Origin of the sequence: Herbiconiux sp. (genome assembly GCF_004297105.1) — a bacterium.
In the GTDB taxonomy this organism is placed as follows: domain Bacteria; phylum Actinomycetota; class Actinomycetes; order Actinomycetales; family Microbacteriaceae; genus Herbiconiux.
The window spans coordinates 46,022-61,230 of record NZ_SCVE01000007.1 but is presented as its reverse complement, the minus strand read 5'-3'; the positions used below and the strand labels follow the sequence as shown (position 1 = coordinate 61,230).

Genomic DNA, 15,209 nt, shown 5'->3' with positions numbered 1-15,209 from the left:
GCCCCAACAGTAAGGAAAGCCGGATGACCGACCACACCGATTCCCCGAGCCCCGACGAGCTGCGCCAGTCGCTCGCGCGCGTGCGCAGCGAGGTGGGCAAGGCGGTGGTGGGCCAGGACGGCGCCGTCACGGGCCTCATCATCGCGCTGCTCGCCCGTGGACACGTGCTGCTCGAGGGTGTTCCCGGCGTGGCGAAGACGCTGCTCGTGCGGTCGCTCAGCCAGGCACTCTCGCTCGACACGAAGCGCGTGCAGTTCACGCCCGACCTGATGCCGGGCGACATCACGGGCTCGCTCATCTACGACGCGAAGGCCGGCGAGTTCTCGTTCCGTGAGGGGCCGGTGTTCACGAACATCCTGCTCGCCGACGAGATCAACCGAACGCCCCCGAAGACGCAGGCGGCCCTGCTCGAGGCCATGGAGGAGCGGCAGGTGAGCGCCGACGGCGTCACCCGGCTGCTGCCCGACCCGTTCCTCGTGGCCGCCACGCAGAACCCCATCGAGTACGAGGGCACCTATACGCTGCCCGAGGCGCAGCTCGACCGCTTCCTGCTGAAGCTGGTGCTCGACCTCCCCGAGCGCGACACCGAGGTGGCGGTGCTCGCCCGGCACGCGGGCGGCTTCAACCCCCGCGACCTGGTGGCCGCCGGGGTCACCCCCGTGATCGGCGCGGCCGAGCTGAAGCTCGCCCAGCAGGCCGTTCTGGGCGTGCAGATCTCGCCTGACGTGCTCGCCTACATCGTCGACCTCGCCCGCGCGACGCGGCAGAGCCCATCGGTGAAGCTCGGCGTGAGCCCCCGAGGGAGCACCGCCCTGCTCGCCGCGGCGAAGGCGTGGGCCTGGCTCAACAGCTCGCCCGGGGTCACACCCGACCACGTGCAGGCGATGGTGCTGCCGGTGCTGCGGCACCGCATCCAGCTGCGGCCGGAGGCGGAGCTGGAGGGCGTGTCGGTCGACGCCATCCTTCGCTCGATCCTCACCCAGGTGCGGGTGCCGATCTGATGACGACGGCCCGCGTGGGGAGGGGCGCGTGACGCTCTCCGGGCGGCTGGTCGCCCTCATCGCCTTCGGTGTCGTGCCGGTGGTGCTGATCGGCGAGCTCTACGATCGCGCGCTCGAGGCCCTGCTCGCCTGGATCGCTCTCGTCGTGCTGCTCGTCGTGATCGATCTGGTCGCCGCCGCCTCACCCCGCAGGCTCGCCCTCGACCGTGCGCTCCCGGCACGGGTGCGTCTCGGCGAAACCGTTCAGAGCTCGCTCTACCTCACCAACACCGGGCGACGGATGCTGCGCGGCGTCGTCCGCGACGCCTGGCAGCCCTCCGCAGGGGCCTCCACCACGCGCTCGAGCGTGCAGATCCCCGCCGGTGAACGCCGGATGGTCAGCCTCACGCTCACACCGTTCCGTCGTGGCGAACGGCGCACCGAACGCGTGACCGTGCGGTCGTTCGGCCCGCTCGGGCTGGCCGCTCGGCAGGCGACCCTGCGCTCGGCCGGGCGCATCCGGGTTCTGCCACCGTTCAACTCGCGCAAGCACCTGCCCTCCCGGCTGGCGCGACTGCGCGAGCTCGACGGGCGCACGAGCGTGATGATCCGCGGGCAGGGCACGGAATTCGACAGCCTGCGCGAGTACGTGCGCGGCGACGACGTGCGCTCGATCGACTGGCGGGCCACGGCGCGGCACTCCGACGTGATGGTGCGCACCTGGCGGCCGGAACGGGATCGGCGCGTGGTGATCGTGATCGACACCGGGCGCACGCAAGCAGCCCGCATCGACGACGAGCCGCGCATCGACACCGCGTTCGAGAGCGCCCTGCTGCTCGCCGCACTGGCCACCCGGGCCGGTGATCGCGTCGACCTCATCATGTACGACCGGAGGCTGCGAGGGCGGGTGCACGGGGCATCCGGGCCGGAGCTGCTGTCGCGCATGGTCGATGCGATGGCACCCGTGGAACCCGACCTGATCGAGATGGACTGGGCCGCCGTGCCCGGGCTCGTGCGGCAGGTCACCACGCAGCGCTCGCTCGTGGTGCTCGCCACCGCCATCGATGCGCCGGGCATCTCGCGCGAGCTGATGGCGATCGTGCCGCTGCTCACACGCAACCACACCGTTCTCGTGAGCTCGGTCACCGACCCGGATGTGCTCGCCGGCGTGCTGCAGCGCGGCGACCGCGACGAGGTCTACCGCGCCGCCGCCGCCGAACGTGCCCTGCTCGACGTCGCCCGCGTCACCACCGTGCTGAAGCGCTACGGCGCCGATGTGGTGACGGGCTCCCCGGCCGACCTCCCACCCGCGGTGGCCGACCGGTACCTGGCCCTGAAGGCCGCGGGCCGCCTCTAGGGGCGCGGGTCGGCGGGCCGCGGGGGTTGGCGCCGCCCCTGAGTGGGCCGCTAGATTGGCTCCGCCCGAATGTGGGTCGCTCGTGTCCCGCTGTGTTTGCTGCCGCAGGCGGCTGTGCCGCTGCGCGGCGGCGCCGCCGCGGGTCGCGACATGTTCGCGTGCCTCTCTCTGAAACCGAGCGAGCGCAGCTCGCTCGGCGCTGGCGTCGCAGCGACGATCCACCGGATCGTCGCCCCAGCTCCAGCGCGCGGCGGCGCGCTCACCCTGGGTCGTCGAAAACGGCCCCCGGTTTTCACGCGCGTGACGTGGTTCTGGCAGTGAAACCGCCGCGTCCCCACCGTGCAACTACGAAAATGCGGCAGACCGACTCCCGATAGGGCTCCGGTCTGCTTCATTCGCGTAGTTACCCGGTCACGCGACCGAGAACCGGGGGCCGTACTCGTCTTGGCAAGGCTGCACGCGCGGCAGGGCGGGGCGCGCCGCGCAAGCGGCACGGCGCGTTCTGGCGCGCGCGCAGCATGTCGCGCGCCGCCGGGCAGGGACCGGCGGCGCCTGACTGTTCGACGCCGCACAGCGGCAACGAACAGTCAGCAGCTAGTCAGCTGCTTGGCCCCCGCCTCGAACTCGTCGAGGTCGCCCGTGGCGCCCGCCCGCGCAGCCCGCCCACCGATCACGATCATGTAGAACAGGAATGCGAGCAGGGCGATCGCGCCAATGCTGATCTTCACCCACACGGGCCACGGCGCCGGGGTGACGAAGCCTTCGATGACGCCCGAAACGAAGAGCACGAAGACGAGGCCGACCGCCACCGTGATGAGCGAGCGGCCGTTCTCGGCGAGCGACTGCGCCCGGGTGCGGGGGCCCGGCGCCACCCACGCCCAGAAGATGCGCAGCCCCGCGGCCGCGGCCACGAAGATGGCGGTGAGCTCGAGCATCCCGTGCGGGAGGATGTACTGGAAGAAGACGTCACCCCGCTGGGCGTCGAACATGACCGCCATGCTGATCCCGAGGTTCTGGGCGTTCTGGATGATGACAGACGGAACGTAGACCCCGAGGATGCCGAAAGCGATGCACTGGGCGGCGATCCAGGCGTTGTTCGTCCACACCTGTCCTGCGAACGACGCCGCCGGGTTCTCGGAGTAGTAGTTGACGAAGTCTTCGTCGACGAACTTCTTGAGGTCGGCGTTGTCGCCGAGGGCGGCCAGCACGGCAGGGTTCTGCGAGATCCAGACCGCGTAGAGCGCGGCGATGGCGATGGTGGCCACTGCGACCGCCAGCGTCAGCCACCGGATGCGGTACAGCGCCGCCGGCAACTGGATGGCGAAGAACATCGGCAGCTGCCGGAAGACATTCGTGCCCGCCCCGGTGAAGCGCAACCGCGCCCGCGACAGCGACACCGAGAGCCGGTCGCCCTGGGCGGTCGACCCGGCCACCGTCTTGATGGCCGACAGCTGCGTCGACCCCGACTGGTAGCGTTCGATCAGCTCGTCGGCCTCACGCCCCGTGAACTCCCGCCGTCGCCCGAGTTCATCGAGGCGATCCCATTCGTCACGATGCGCGGAACTGTAGGCGTCGAGGTCCATCTGCTTAGATGATAATCGTGACGCAGCCGTTCGGACCAGAGAGCGCGACCGGCCTCCGTGCTGCCGAGGCCGGGATGCTGGCCGACGACGAGCTGCTCACGGGCGAGGCAGTGGCCCTCGACGTGCGGCCCGCGGGCTTCCTGTTGCGCTGTGCGAGCGGCGTCATCGACTTCCTGGTGTACACCACACCTCTCGCCGCCGCTCTCTACTTCTTCATCGCCGTGGCTCTCGCCGATTCCTCGATCGACCCCGCACTCGCGCAGGCGCTCCTCGTCTCGCTCATCGTCGGCTTCCTCGTGATCGCGCCGATCGTGGTCGAGATCGCCAGCCGAGGCCGTTCTCTCGGGCGCCTCGCGATCGGCGCGCGCATCGTCCGTGACGACGGCGGGGCCATCACCCTGCGGCACTCCGTCATCCGCGGGCTGCTCGGCTTCGTGGAGATCTTCGCCACGCTCGGCGGTATCGCGGTGGTGACCTCGATGCTCAACTCCCGTTCGAAGCGCCTCGGCGACCTGCTCGCCGGCACCTACAGCCAGCACGAGCGGGTGCCGCATCCGCCGTCACTCGCCATCCCGATCCCGCCGGAGCTGATGGTGTGGGCCCAGACCGCCGATGTGGCGAAGCTGCCCGATCGGCTCGCCCGCCGCGTGGTGCAGTACCTCACGCAGGTCGAACGGATGACTCCCGCCACCCGTGACCGTCTGGCCTTCGAACTGGCTGCCGAGACGGCGCCGCACGTCTCCCCGCTGCCCGATGTGCACCCGCACACCTTCCTCGTGGGTGTGGCCGCCATCCGCCGCGACCGCGAGCTCCGTGCGCTCATGCTCGAGCGCGCCCGCCTCCAGCAGGTCGACCCCATCCTCCGCGGGCTTCCGAACGGCTTCCCCGACCGCTAGGGAGGCGCCTACTGCACGTAGGCGTGGCGCATGATCTGCCAGCCCTGCGGGGCCGACAGGCGCTCCGTGTGACGGGCGCAGAGGTCGTAGCTGTGCGGCTCGGGAAGCGGGCTCAGCGGGCCCACGACGATGAGTGAATCACCGTAGTCGTAGGTGAGGGTGGTGGTGGCCTCACCCCGGCACGAGGGCCGGGTGCATTCCCTGATCGTCATCGATTCCACCCTAGCCGCGCGCCCCCGCGGAACGCCGTCAGGCCACGCCCGTGTCGCGCTCGCGCCCGTAGACTGAGCGCATGGCCCGTTCCCGCAGAGCACCGCGTGCCGCCACCATCCGGGCACGCACCAGGAACCGTCACGGGCGCGATCTGCGCTCCTCGGCGGCCGGCCCGCACCTGCCGTTCCTGCGCTCTCGCATCGACCTCTTCGACATGACCGTCTCGTCGACGGCTGAGTACCTCCGCAGCGTCTGGCCGAACGAGCTCGCGAACGTGAGCTTCGAGGTGGCCACCATGCCGTTCGGCCAGTTCGGCTCGCCCGACCACGTCGACCGGTGGTCGGTGACGAAGACCCGCGTCATCCTGTTCCGCCTGCCCATCGAGCGGATGTCGCACCTCCACCGTGACGACGAGGTACACCGCCGTCTCGCCATCGAGTCGTGCGTGTTCCGCGCCGTGGCCGAACTGCTCGGCAAAGACCCGTGGGACCTGGCTCCCGACCGTTTCGGGCACTTCTGAACCGCCTGCGGGCCGAGCGATCCGCCGCCCCGCCGAGGTACCCGGAGCAGACGAGTTCTCGGGAGCGGGATCAGGGGTAGACGACGATCGGCGCCGCAGCGGGGCTCGGCGCCTCGATCCCGAACGAGGCGAGCAGTCCGTCGCCCGAGTAGGTCATCGCCGCCGAGACCGGTGCCGACGCCGCCACGGTGTACGACATGCCGGCCTGAAGCGGAACCGAACGCGCGCCGACCGGGATCGATGCGGTGCCGACTCCCCCGTCGAGCGCGGTCCAGGTCAGGTCGATGGGTGCGTCGCCGGCGTTGACCACGGTCAGCTGCGGATTCGGCCCGTCGGCCACGGCCACGAAGAACGTCGTCGCGAGCGGTTGCACGGCCTGGTACCAGGCGAAGTCGGTGACGCCGTTGGCGAGAGTCGACGTGCGGGCCGACATCACGATCGGCTGGTCGGAGTCGGCGGTCACGGTGTACGTACCGTCGGGCACATCCTGCAGCGGGAACTCCGTCACGACGCCGGGCGTGAGTCCCACCTGGTACTCGGTCTGCGCGCCACCGTCTTTCTGCTCCGCGATGCGGATGGAGACGGATGCGGGCTGGTCACCCGGAACGAGCAGGCGCAGCACACTCGTGAGGTCGGAGTAGTTCGCGTCGGCGAGCTTCTCCGCGATGGCCGAGGTGCCGGAGATCTGCAGTCCGGCCACGGTCTGCGAGGTGGACGGCGGGGCGGTGACGCCGACGACGTCGACGCCTCCCGGCTCGAGTCCGCGCACCACGCTCTGCTGCACCGAGGCGGTGACCGAACCCACGCTCGCCACCACGTGCACCACGGGGTCGGCCTGGTCGGGCGCGAGCCCCGCGAGCGACACGATCCGGGTCGAGCGCGCCGGTACGTCGAGGTTCTTCGCGCCGGGAGACACGATGGGTCCCTGGTCGCCGTAGAGCGAGAGGTCGACGACCGCCGCCACGTCGGCCGGGTTGGCGAGGGTCACGAAGCTCGTGCGGCCGACCGTGGTCGATCCGGCCACGAGCCAGCTGTCGGCGGATGCCTCGCCGCACGAGGCCGCCGCGAGACCCACGAGATCGCCGGATGAGGCCGTCTGCGACTGAGCGGCCGCGAACAGCGTGTCGGCGCCCGAGGCATCGGGGGTGAGCGCCACCCGCTGGGGGGCGTTCGACCCGGTGGAGGTCCGATCGTCGGGCGAGGCGAGCGCGCTCTGCTCGAGCGGCACGGCCGCGTCGCCGCTCGCCGCGACGACCTTGGCCGAACCCACACCGCTGATGGCGGTGGCATCCTGGCCGGAGTCGTCGGAGAGGCGCACGAGCGGTCCGCTGCAGGCGCGCACTTCCTCGGCCGGGGCGGGGTCGACCGTGAAGGAAGTCGGCTGCGCCGTGACAGAGGGCAACGGCAGTGCCAGGGCGGCACCGGCGGCCACCACGGCGACGGCCGCCACCACGACGCCCGTGACGATGCGGGCGCCGGTGGCCAGGGAGGGGCGCTTAGCGGCCATCGTCGGAACCCTTCGGGTCGAGGCGGGCGGGATCGGTGTCGGCATCGCCGCCGGCGTCGTTCGCCGCGTCGCGGTCGAGAGCGTCGCGGATGCTCAGCACGGTCTCGTCGTTGGGGTCGTAGTCGTCGAGGTCGGGCGCGATCGGGGCTCCGGATGCGGGCGGCAGTGAGACAGGCTCGGCCGGGGCGGCATCGACGCCGGCGTCGCGCTCGGCTCCCGGATCTGCGCCGGCCACAGGCACCGCGGTAGTTCCGACCTCGGTCGGGACGACGGCGGAGTCGGGGTCCATCGCGGGGATCGGCGCGGGCTGGGCGAGAGATCCGGGCTCGGGCTCGATTCCGGCGGCCGGCTCCGGCTGCGCACCCGGCGCCGAGTCGGCTTCCACCGTGTCGACAGGGTCGGTCTCCACGGCCGGAGCGGGCTCGGCAGACAGCGCGGGCTCGACAGCCACGGGCGGCTCGGGCTCCACGGGCGGCTCAGCCTCCACGGGCGGTTCAGGGTCCACGGGTCCGGTCGGCGCCGGCGTCGGCGATTCCGTGTCCGCCTGTTCCGTCGACACGACCTGCTCGCCGGCCGGAGTCTCCTCCCCCTCGTCGGCCACAGGGGCATCCGTCACGTACTCCGCCGCGTAGATGCCGGTTGCGGTCTCCACACTCGTTGCGGCGGGGTCCGACGGCGGTGCGTCGTCCACGCCGGCGGCCGGTGCGTCGGACAGGGAGGTCGCGGCGAGCGTCGCGCCTGCCACCACCGGAGCCGCAGCATCCGGAGGCAGGTCCTGCTCCTCGACCGTCTCGAGGGCTTCGGGCTCCTCGCCGACCGGGACGTCGTCGTCGTACTCGGGGCCCTTCTCCGTGGCGAGCTCCTCTTCCACGGAGTCGGCCGGCCCGACGTGTGCTGTGGCACTGACGGCGCGGTTGCCCTGCACCTGCAGACGGCCGGCCGGCAGGGCGAGCAGCAGCGCCATGGCGAACACGAAGCCCTGAATCACGAGCACCAGGATGCCGAGCGGAGTACCGGTGTTGGTGGGGCTGGGGTCGGGCAGCGATGCCAGGGTGCCGTCGTCGGAGACCTGCCAGAGGCGCCCGGCGAAGGTGTCGCCGATGAACGTGAGCTGCGGGTTGCTGTTGAGAGCGTTGGCCGAGCGCGAGACGATCTCGTCGGCCGCGGCACCCGACTGCGTCGCGGTGGCGGGGGCGAGCAGGATGAACTCGACACCGAGCGAGGTCAGGCGGCTCGAGACATCCGCACCGGAGATGGATGCGGCATTGCCCACGATCGAGGCGAGCTCCGTGCGGTCGGCGTCGGCTGCATCGGCGGTGGCACCCAGCGTCGACTGCTGGTTGAGGGTCGCCCCGGCGCCGTGCACGACGCTGGCGCCGAGCCCGCCGTCGGACTGCGGCGAGAGCACCAGCGTGCCCACCCGCGGGGAGTTGGAGGCCTCGGCGGTGACATAGGCGGGCAGCAGCCGGCCGCTGCCCGGTGTCACATCGGCCGTGCCGAGGAGCACACCGAGCGCCGATGGCAGCACGATCACTCCGACGGCCACCGAGGCGATCACCGCGGGCAGCCCCGCCAGCTTCGGCAGACTCGAGAGTCCGAGAACAGCGGCGCCCACGAGTCCGAGCCAGTAGAGGCTGAGGCCGGATCCGGGCCAGATCGACACGGCGTTCGAGCCCGATGTGGCGAGCGAGAGCTGGCCGGCGGCCACGGCGGTGCCGAAACCGAGGATCGCGATCACGACGGCCACCACGGCCCGGTAGCTGCCGGGGAGCACGAGCGAGGCCAGTGCGGTGATCACGAGAGGCACGGTGAGCACGGCCAGCACGAGCAGCACGACGCTCGAGCTGACGCCCACGGTCGCGGCGAGCAATTCCCACCCGCCGAGGCCCGACTGGGGCAGCCCCATCAGCAGCTCGATCACGGGCACCTGCGGCCGCCAGACCGGCAGTCCGGGGTCGGCGAGCAACGCGAGGGGCGTGCCGCGCTGGAACTGGTCCCAGATCAGCGGGGCGAAGAGAGCCAGCGCCGGCAGGGGGATGCCGATGAGCCGCGCGACATCGCGGCGCGCCGCCACGGTGGCCACCAGCCACAGGATGAGCAGCGCGGGCCACAGCGAGGGCGCGACGGCGAGCACGGCGGCGAACAGGATCGACGCCATGGCCGAGGCCGACCACGACTTCGGAGCGGCGAGCCCCGCGAGCACCAGCCACGGCAGGAGCAGGTGCGCGATGATCGGCGCGATCATCCCCGCGTCGAGAGCTCCGAGGAACGACGGCGCGAGCACCCACAGCACGGCGGCGGCCGAACGGAGCACGGGCCGGTCGGTGAGCCGTGCGGCGCAGAACCAGGCCGCGAGGGCCGCCAGCGGCAGGGCCACGAGGTAGAGGCAGACGATCGCGAACGACGGCGACCAGAACGTGATGGAGCCCAGCACCGCGAGAACGGCGGCGAACGGATCCGCTGCGCCGACGAAGCCGAGACCGAGATCGCGGAATCCGGTGCCGATCTGCGACCAGAGCCCACCGACCGTGGTCTCGAGCGGCAACGCCCCTCCCCCGGTGATGGCGGCCGCGCCGAACACCGGCAGGAAGATCACGAAGCCCACGAGGGCCACGAGGAGCACCGTCGCCACCCCGCCCGAGGCGATGAACTGGATGCGGTCGCGATCGCCCCTGAGGTAGGTGAGCGCGATCTCGCGCTGCAGGGAGCGACGGCGCCGGATCTCGTCTCCGGGCATCCGCAGCGGCGCGATCGCCTTCCAGCCGACGCGGCGCGACGCCTTCAGCCGGCGTCGGCCCTCGCCGATCTTCGAGCCGAAGGCGGTCTTGAAGGCGGCGGCGAACTCGCCGCCGATGGCTCCCGGCTGCTTGCGCACGAGCTGGAACAGCGACCGCGCCACGGCGAGCGGAACGAGGGAGAGCCAGTGGAAGAGCACCGCGAAGGGCGGCGCGTAGACGAGCCGGCGGTGCAGCTGGGCTGCCCGTCGGGCGGTCTGGCGCTTGCGCCGCGCAGAACCCCGGGTGGAACGGCCGGGCCCCGAGAAGCCGTCGCCGTCGCTGGCCACGCGCGCCGAGGGCACGGCCATCACCCGGTGGCCGGCGAGCCGAACCCGGATGGAGAAGTCGAGACCGTTGTCGGCGGTCGGCAGAGCGGGGTCGAAACCGCCCACCTCGTTCCACACGGTGTGGCGCACCAGCATGCCGGCAGCGCCCACGCCGAGCACATCGCTCATACGCTCGTGCTGGGCCTGGTCGAGCTCGGTCTCCACGAGGGGCACGCTCGCGCCGAGGCGGGTGATGGTCTCGCCGAACTCGCTGATGTAGTCGCCGTCGTCCCACTCCATCTGCTTCGGGCCGGCGGCGGCCACCGAGGGGTTCACCTCGACGGCGGCGAGCAGGGCCGCGAGAGCACCGGGCTCGGGAGCGGTGTCGTGGGCGAGCAACCAGAGCCACTCGTTCTCCGAGGTGGGCGGCGGGGCCACGCCGAGCGCGTGGGTGACGGCGGTGCCGAACGAGAGCCGGCTCGAGGCCGAGATGAAGCGCGTGGGCTGCGCGGCGGCGAGCAGTGTCGAGGTCGCATCCGAGGAGGCGCAGTCGACCACCACCAGGGCATCCGGCGCTCGGGTCTGCGCCGCGATCGCCTCCAGGGTGCGCGGAAGGTGGTCGGCTCCGTTCGAGGCGACGAGGACGGCAGTGACTCGGGCGTGCATATCGCAACGACTCTAAAGGGGCGGATGCCCGCATCCTGCAGTCCCGGTCGGCGTGCCGGTATCTTATGAATCCGGTGTGAGGCCCGAATCCCGAGCGAGACCCGGAAGGGAAGTGGCTACACAGCCCTCTTGCGGAGCTTGCGGCGCTCGCGCTCGCTCAGGCCGCCCCAGATACCGAAGCGCTCGTCGTTCTGCAACGCGTAGTCGAGGCACTGGGCCTTGACCTCACAGGAGGTGCAGATGCGCTTGGCGTCTCGCGTGGAGCCGCCCTTCTCGGGGAAGAAGGCTTCGGGATCGGTCTGTGCGCAGAGCGAGTCGGCCTGCCAGCCGAGAGGGTTGTCATCGACTCCCTCGGTGCTCGGCTTGCGAACACCCGGAACGCCGAGACGGACGGGATCGACGAACCAGTCATCCGGAACGCCTGAGCGATACTCTGACAACGCCATATCACGCTCCACCCTCTGAACTCGTTTGCGACCTGCCGACAACCCCGTTGTCTAATTACACCGTTGTAGTTCCCCCGCGTCAAGTCGCAGATCGTAAACCCTCAACTGGTCGTCGAGAGTTGCGACACGGCCCGAATCATGCCTCCGTGCAGAATCCGTCGGCCACGTGCGGGCAGCACTCAGCCACAGTTCTCGAGTGGACTTTGTTCGTGGTTCATCGATATCCTGCCGACATGCTGCGAAAAGTCGTCCTCCTCGCCATCCCCGGTGTCGCCCCCTTCGAGTTCGGTGTGGTCTGCGAGGCGTTCGGCATCGACCGGAGCGAGCACGGCGGTCCGGTATTCGAGTTCTCCATCGCGGCCGCCGAGCCCGGCCCCGTGCGCACGAGCCTCGGCTACGACATGGTCATCACCGAGGGCCTCGAGGCGGCGGCCGACGCCGATCTGATCGCGGTTCCGGCGCATGTCGTCGATGCCCCCGTGCATCCCGCCATCGTGCAGGTGCTGCAGGATGCGGTCGCCCGCGGTGCGTGGATCATCAGCATCTGCAGCGGCGCCTTCACCCTCGCCCGGGCGGGCGTGCTCACGGGCCGCTCCGCCACGACGCACTGGATGCACGCCGACCGCCTGGCCCGCGAGTTCCCCGAGATCACGGTCGACCCCGACGTGCTGTTCGTCGAAGACGGTCGCATCATCACCAGCGCGGGCACGGCCGCGGGCATCGACGCGTGCCTGCACCTCATCCGGAGCGAGCTCGGCGCGGCGGCCGCCAACGTCGTGGCCCGCCGCATGGTGGTGCCCCCGCAGCGCTCGGGCGGTCAGGCCCAGTACATCGCCAACCCCATCCCCGTGTCTCGCAGTGACTCGTTCGCCGAGGTCACCGACTGGATGCTGCGGCATCTCGATCAGGAGCTGCCGATCGACGAGCTGGCGCGGCGGGCGCTGATGTCCTCCCGCACCTTCGCCCGGCGCTTCAAAGCCGACCTCGGCACCACGCCCGCCGCGTGGCTGAACCGCCAGCGGCTGCTCCGGGCCCAGCACCTCCTCGAGGAGAGCGACCTGGGCCTCGATGCGGTGGCCGCAGAGAGCGGGTTCGGCACCGCCGCCGTCATGCGCCACCACTTCGGGAAGAGCCTCAACACCACGCCGGCGGCGTACCGCCGCACGTTCTCCCTGCGCGCCACCGCCTGAGGCACCGAGGCTCCGAGGACAACGACGGAGTTTCGGCCCCGATCCCGGCAACGACGGAGTCTCAGCCGCGTGTCGCAGCCATTCTCCGTCGGTTCCCGCACGGGTCAGGGCAGCTCGGCCGCCGGGGCGCCCGGAGCCGCCACGAACGCGGTGCCCGTGCCCGTGAACGCGAGCTCGCCCTCATCCGGGGTGACGAACACCGATTCGCCGCGCACCAGGGAGAAGAGTCCCGAGGCTCCCGCGATCGAGATCGACCCGGCGGTGCAGAGCACGATCGCGGCCCCCTGTGGCGTGATCACGACACCATCGGCCGGCGCTGCGGCCTCGATCTCGTGGCCGGCCCCCGGCCCACCACCACCGAGCTCCACCCGGGTGAGCACGAAGTCGGGCACGTCGGGCCGGAACACCGAGAGACCGGGGGCCGGATGCTCGGGCACGAGGAACGGCACGGGCATCTCCTCGAACTCCAGCACCTCGAGCAGCTCGGGCACGTCGATGTGCTTGGGTGTGAGCCCACCGCGCAGCACGTTGTCGGAAGCCGCCATCAGCTCGATGCCGAGTCCCTTGAGGTACGCGTGGATGTTGCCGGCCGGCAGGTACAGCGCCTCACCGGCCTTCAGCGTCACCCGGTTCAGGAGCAGCGACAGGATGATCCCGGGGTCGCCGGGGTACTCCTCGTGCAACTGCACCACGGTCTCGAGGGCGAGCGTGTAGGGGTCGGTCATGTGCGCGTGCGCCGGGTGCAGCGCCTTCTCGGCGGTGCGCACGAGGTGACCCACGAGCGCCGAGACCTCGTCGCCCCCGGCGAGCAGCCACGCCACGACCGAGCGCAGCACCTCGGCGTCGGTCTCGCGCTCGGTCACCGAGTCCTCGAGCAGGTGCACGATGGGGCCGTAGAGCTCCCAGCGCGGCGCCGTCTGCGAGTTGTCGATGGTGACGAGCAGCTCCACGATCTCGCGCACCTCGGCCAGCGGACGGAAACCGCAGAGCGCCTCGTAGCGCTCGCTCACGGCCACCACGATCTCGGGCTTGTGCAGCGCGTCCTTGTAGTTGCGGGACGGGTCGTCGATCGGGATGCCGGCAGCGTTCTCCCGCGCGAAGCCTTCGCGAGCGCGCTCCAGCGTGGGGTGCGCCTGCAGCGAGAGCGGCTGGGCCGCCGCCAGCACCTTCAGGAGATACGGCAGCGAGCCCTTCTCCCCCACGGCGCGACCGGGCTCGCGGGCGATCCACTCGGCGAGGTCGGCCGCTCCGCCGGTCTGCTCGGGCCGAACGATGCGCGAGGGGCTGCCCGGATGCGCACCGAGCCACAGCTCGGCCTGGGGTTCACCCGTCTCGGCCGTGCCGAGCAGCTCGGGGATGGCCGACGTCGATCCCCAGGCGTAATCGCGCGGGGTGTTGACGATCTGGACGAACATGGTGCACTCCTGTTATCAGCGACCTACAATCCGGGGCTCCCGAGGATTCGGCCGGATTGGACAAAACTACCAAGCGCCCAGGATGCGCGCGGCACCTCGCACTAGGCTCACCACGCCGAACCCACCCGGGCAACTCCCGGGCCCACCACCCGCAACGGAGCAGACATGACCTTCGAGCCCCTCGCCAGCGACTTCTACGGCTACGAGACCCTCCTCACCGACCAGGAGAAGCACGCACTCGCCGACCTCCGCCACTACCTCGAGACCGAGGTGAAGCCGGTCGTGAACGAGCACTGGGAGAAATCGACCTATCCCGACGGCATCATGAAGGGCCTGGCCGCGACGGGCGTCTTCGGCTTCGCGTGGGACGAGACGAAGCCGTTCGAGAACTCGGCCGTGTTCCGCGGTTTCGTGGCACTGGAACTCGCGCGCGTCGATGCATCCGTCGCCACCCTCGTGGGCGTGCAGAACGGGCTCGCCATGGGCTCGATCAGCATCGCGGGCTCCGCCGAGCAGCGCGCCGAGTGGCTGCCGAAGATGGCCTCGGGCGACGTGGTGGGCGCCTTCGGCCTCACCGAGCCGCAGTCGGGCTCCGACTCCGCGCAGGGCCTGCGCACGATCGCCACCCGCGACGGCGACGAGTGGGTGCTGAACGGATCGAAGCGCTGGATCGGCAACGCCACCTTCAGCGACATCACGGTGATCTGGGCCAAGGATGCGGCCGACGGCCAGGTCAAGGGCTTCATCGTGCCGACCAGCACCCCGGGCTACACGGCCACCAAGATCGAGAACAAGCAGAGCCTGCGCATCGTGCAGAACGCCGACATCACGCTCGAGAACGTGCGCCTCCCCGAATCGCTGCGGCTGCAGAACGCCAACTCCTTCCGCGACACCGCGGCGGTGCTGCGCCTCACCCGCGCCGAGGTGGCCTGGGCCGCCGTGGGCAACTCGGTGGGCGCCTACGAGGCCGCCCTGCGGTACACCAAGGAGCGCGTGCAGTTCGGCAAGCCGATCGCCTCGCACCAGCTCATCCAAGACCTGCTGGTGAAGTCGATCGGCAACATCACGGCCAGCCTCGGCATGGTGGTGCGCGTCTCGCAGATGCTCGACGACGGCACCCAGCGCGACGAGCACTCCGCCCTGGCCAAGGCCTACACGACGGCCCGGATGCGCGAGACCGTGGCCTGGTGCCGCGAGGCCCTCGGCGGCAACGGCATCGTTCTCGACTACGACGTGGCCCGCCACTTCGCCGACGCCGAGGCGCTCTACTCCTACGAGGGCACGCGTGAGATGAACACGCTGATCGTGGGGCGGAGTCTCACCGGGTTCGCCGCCTTCGTGTGACGGTCGTCGCCCCGGTGGCGGCGGCCGCACCGGCATCCCCGGCTGAGTA

12 protein-coding genes are annotated in these 15,209 nt (G+C 70.9%); 6 read left to right on the top strand and 6 right to left on the bottom strand.

The genetic code is table 11. From position 1 onward, the window contains the following. The first annotated feature begins 23 nt into the window (after positions 1-23). Together EPO52_RS03445 and EPO52_RS03440 are read left to right on the top strand one after the other, a co-directional pair. Positions 24-1,001: a MoxR family ATPase gene (locus EPO52_RS03445; RefSeq protein ID WP_290801974.1), complete on the top strand. Its 978-nt coding sequence runs from the start codon at positions 24-26 to the stop codon at positions 999-1,001. Between the two features lie 28 nt (positions 1,002-1,029). Beyond that, complete coding sequence (locus tag EPO52_RS03440; protein ID WP_290801971.1) at positions 1,030-2,337, top strand: DUF58 domain-containing protein; 1,308 nt, start codon at positions 1,030-1,032, stop codon at positions 2,335-2,337. 587 nt (positions 2,338-2,924) lie between these two features. Here EPO52_RS03440 and EPO52_RS03435 read toward each other — a convergent pair. Further along, complete coding sequence (locus tag EPO52_RS03435) at positions 2,925-3,920, bottom strand: stage II sporulation protein M (protein WP_290801968.1); 996 nt, start codon at positions 3,918-3,920, stop codon at positions 2,925-2,927. A gap of 17 nt (positions 3,921-3,937) precedes the next feature. On the opposite strand from EPO52_RS03435, the gene EPO52_RS03430 reads away from it, so the two are divergent. Next, the gene (locus EPO52_RS03430; RefSeq protein ID WP_290801965.1) at positions 3,938-4,816 is read left to right on the top strand and encodes an RDD family protein; all 879 of its coding nucleotides are present in this window, start codon (positions 3,938-3,940) and stop codon (positions 4,814-4,816) included. Positions 4,817-4,824: 8 nt separating this feature from the next. On the opposite strand, the gene EPO52_RS03425 is transcribed toward EPO52_RS03430, so the two are convergent. Continuing rightward, positions 4,825-5,028, bottom strand: coding sequence for a DUF3499 family protein (locus tag EPO52_RS03425; RefSeq protein ID WP_290801962.1), 204 nt, complete (start codon positions 5,026-5,028; stop codon positions 4,825-4,827). An 80-nt stretch (positions 5,029-5,108) separates the two neighbouring features. Between EPO52_RS03425 and EPO52_RS03420 the strand changes: the two genes are divergently transcribed. Next, positions 5,109-5,549, top strand: a complete 441-nt coding sequence (locus EPO52_RS03420; protein WP_290801959.1) for a metallopeptidase family protein — start codon at positions 5,109-5,111, stop codon at positions 5,547-5,549. Positions 5,550-5,619: 70 nt separating this feature from the next. Here the strand turns inward: EPO52_RS03420 and EPO52_RS03415 are convergent, their stop codons facing one another. From EPO52_RS03415 to EPO52_RS03405, 3 genes are all read right to left on the bottom strand, one after another. Then, positions 5,620-7,056 (bottom strand): DUF5719 family protein, encoded by a 1,437-nt coding sequence (locus tag EPO52_RS03415; protein WP_290801957.1) that lies wholly within the window; start codon positions 7,054-7,056, stop codon positions 5,620-5,622. After that, positions 7,046-10,765 carry a glycosyltransferase gene (locus tag EPO52_RS03410; RefSeq protein ID WP_290801954.1) on the bottom strand — a complete coding sequence of 1,240 codons (3,720 nt, stop codon included), beginning with the start codon at positions 10,763-10,765 and terminating at the stop codon, positions 7,046-7,048. The genes EPO52_RS03415 and EPO52_RS03410 overlap by 11 nt, the downstream gene beginning before the upstream one ends. A gap of 116 nt (positions 10,766-10,881) precedes the next feature. Continuing rightward, entirely contained in the window at positions 10,882-11,211 is a 330-nt protein-coding gene (locus tag EPO52_RS03405; RefSeq protein WP_290801951.1) for a WhiB family transcriptional regulator, read from the bottom strand. Between the two features lie 233 nt (positions 11,212-11,444). Here EPO52_RS03405 and EPO52_RS03400 point away from each other — a divergent pair, with 233 nt between their 5' ends. Further along, on the top strand, positions 11,445-12,401 hold the full coding sequence (locus tag EPO52_RS03400) for a helix-turn-helix domain-containing protein (RefSeq protein ID WP_290801948.1): 957 nt from the start codon (positions 11,445-11,447) through the stop codon (positions 12,399-12,401). 104 nt (positions 12,402-12,505) lie between these two features. Here the strand turns inward: EPO52_RS03400 and manA are convergent, their stop codons facing one another. Continuing rightward, on the bottom strand, positions 12,506-13,816 hold the full coding sequence (gene manA / locus EPO52_RS03395; RefSeq protein ID WP_290801945.1) for a mannose-6-phosphate isomerase, class I: 1,311 nt from the start codon (positions 13,814-13,816) through the stop codon (positions 12,506-12,508). A 165-nt stretch (positions 13,817-13,981) separates the two neighbouring features. Between manA and EPO52_RS03390 the strand changes: the two genes are divergently transcribed. Further along, the gene (locus EPO52_RS03390) at positions 13,982-15,160 is read left to right on the top strand and encodes an acyl-CoA dehydrogenase family protein (RefSeq protein WP_290801942.1); all 1,179 of its coding nucleotides are present in this window, start codon (positions 13,982-13,984) and stop codon (positions 15,158-15,160) included. The last annotated feature ends 49 nt before the right edge of the window (positions 15,161-15,209 follow it).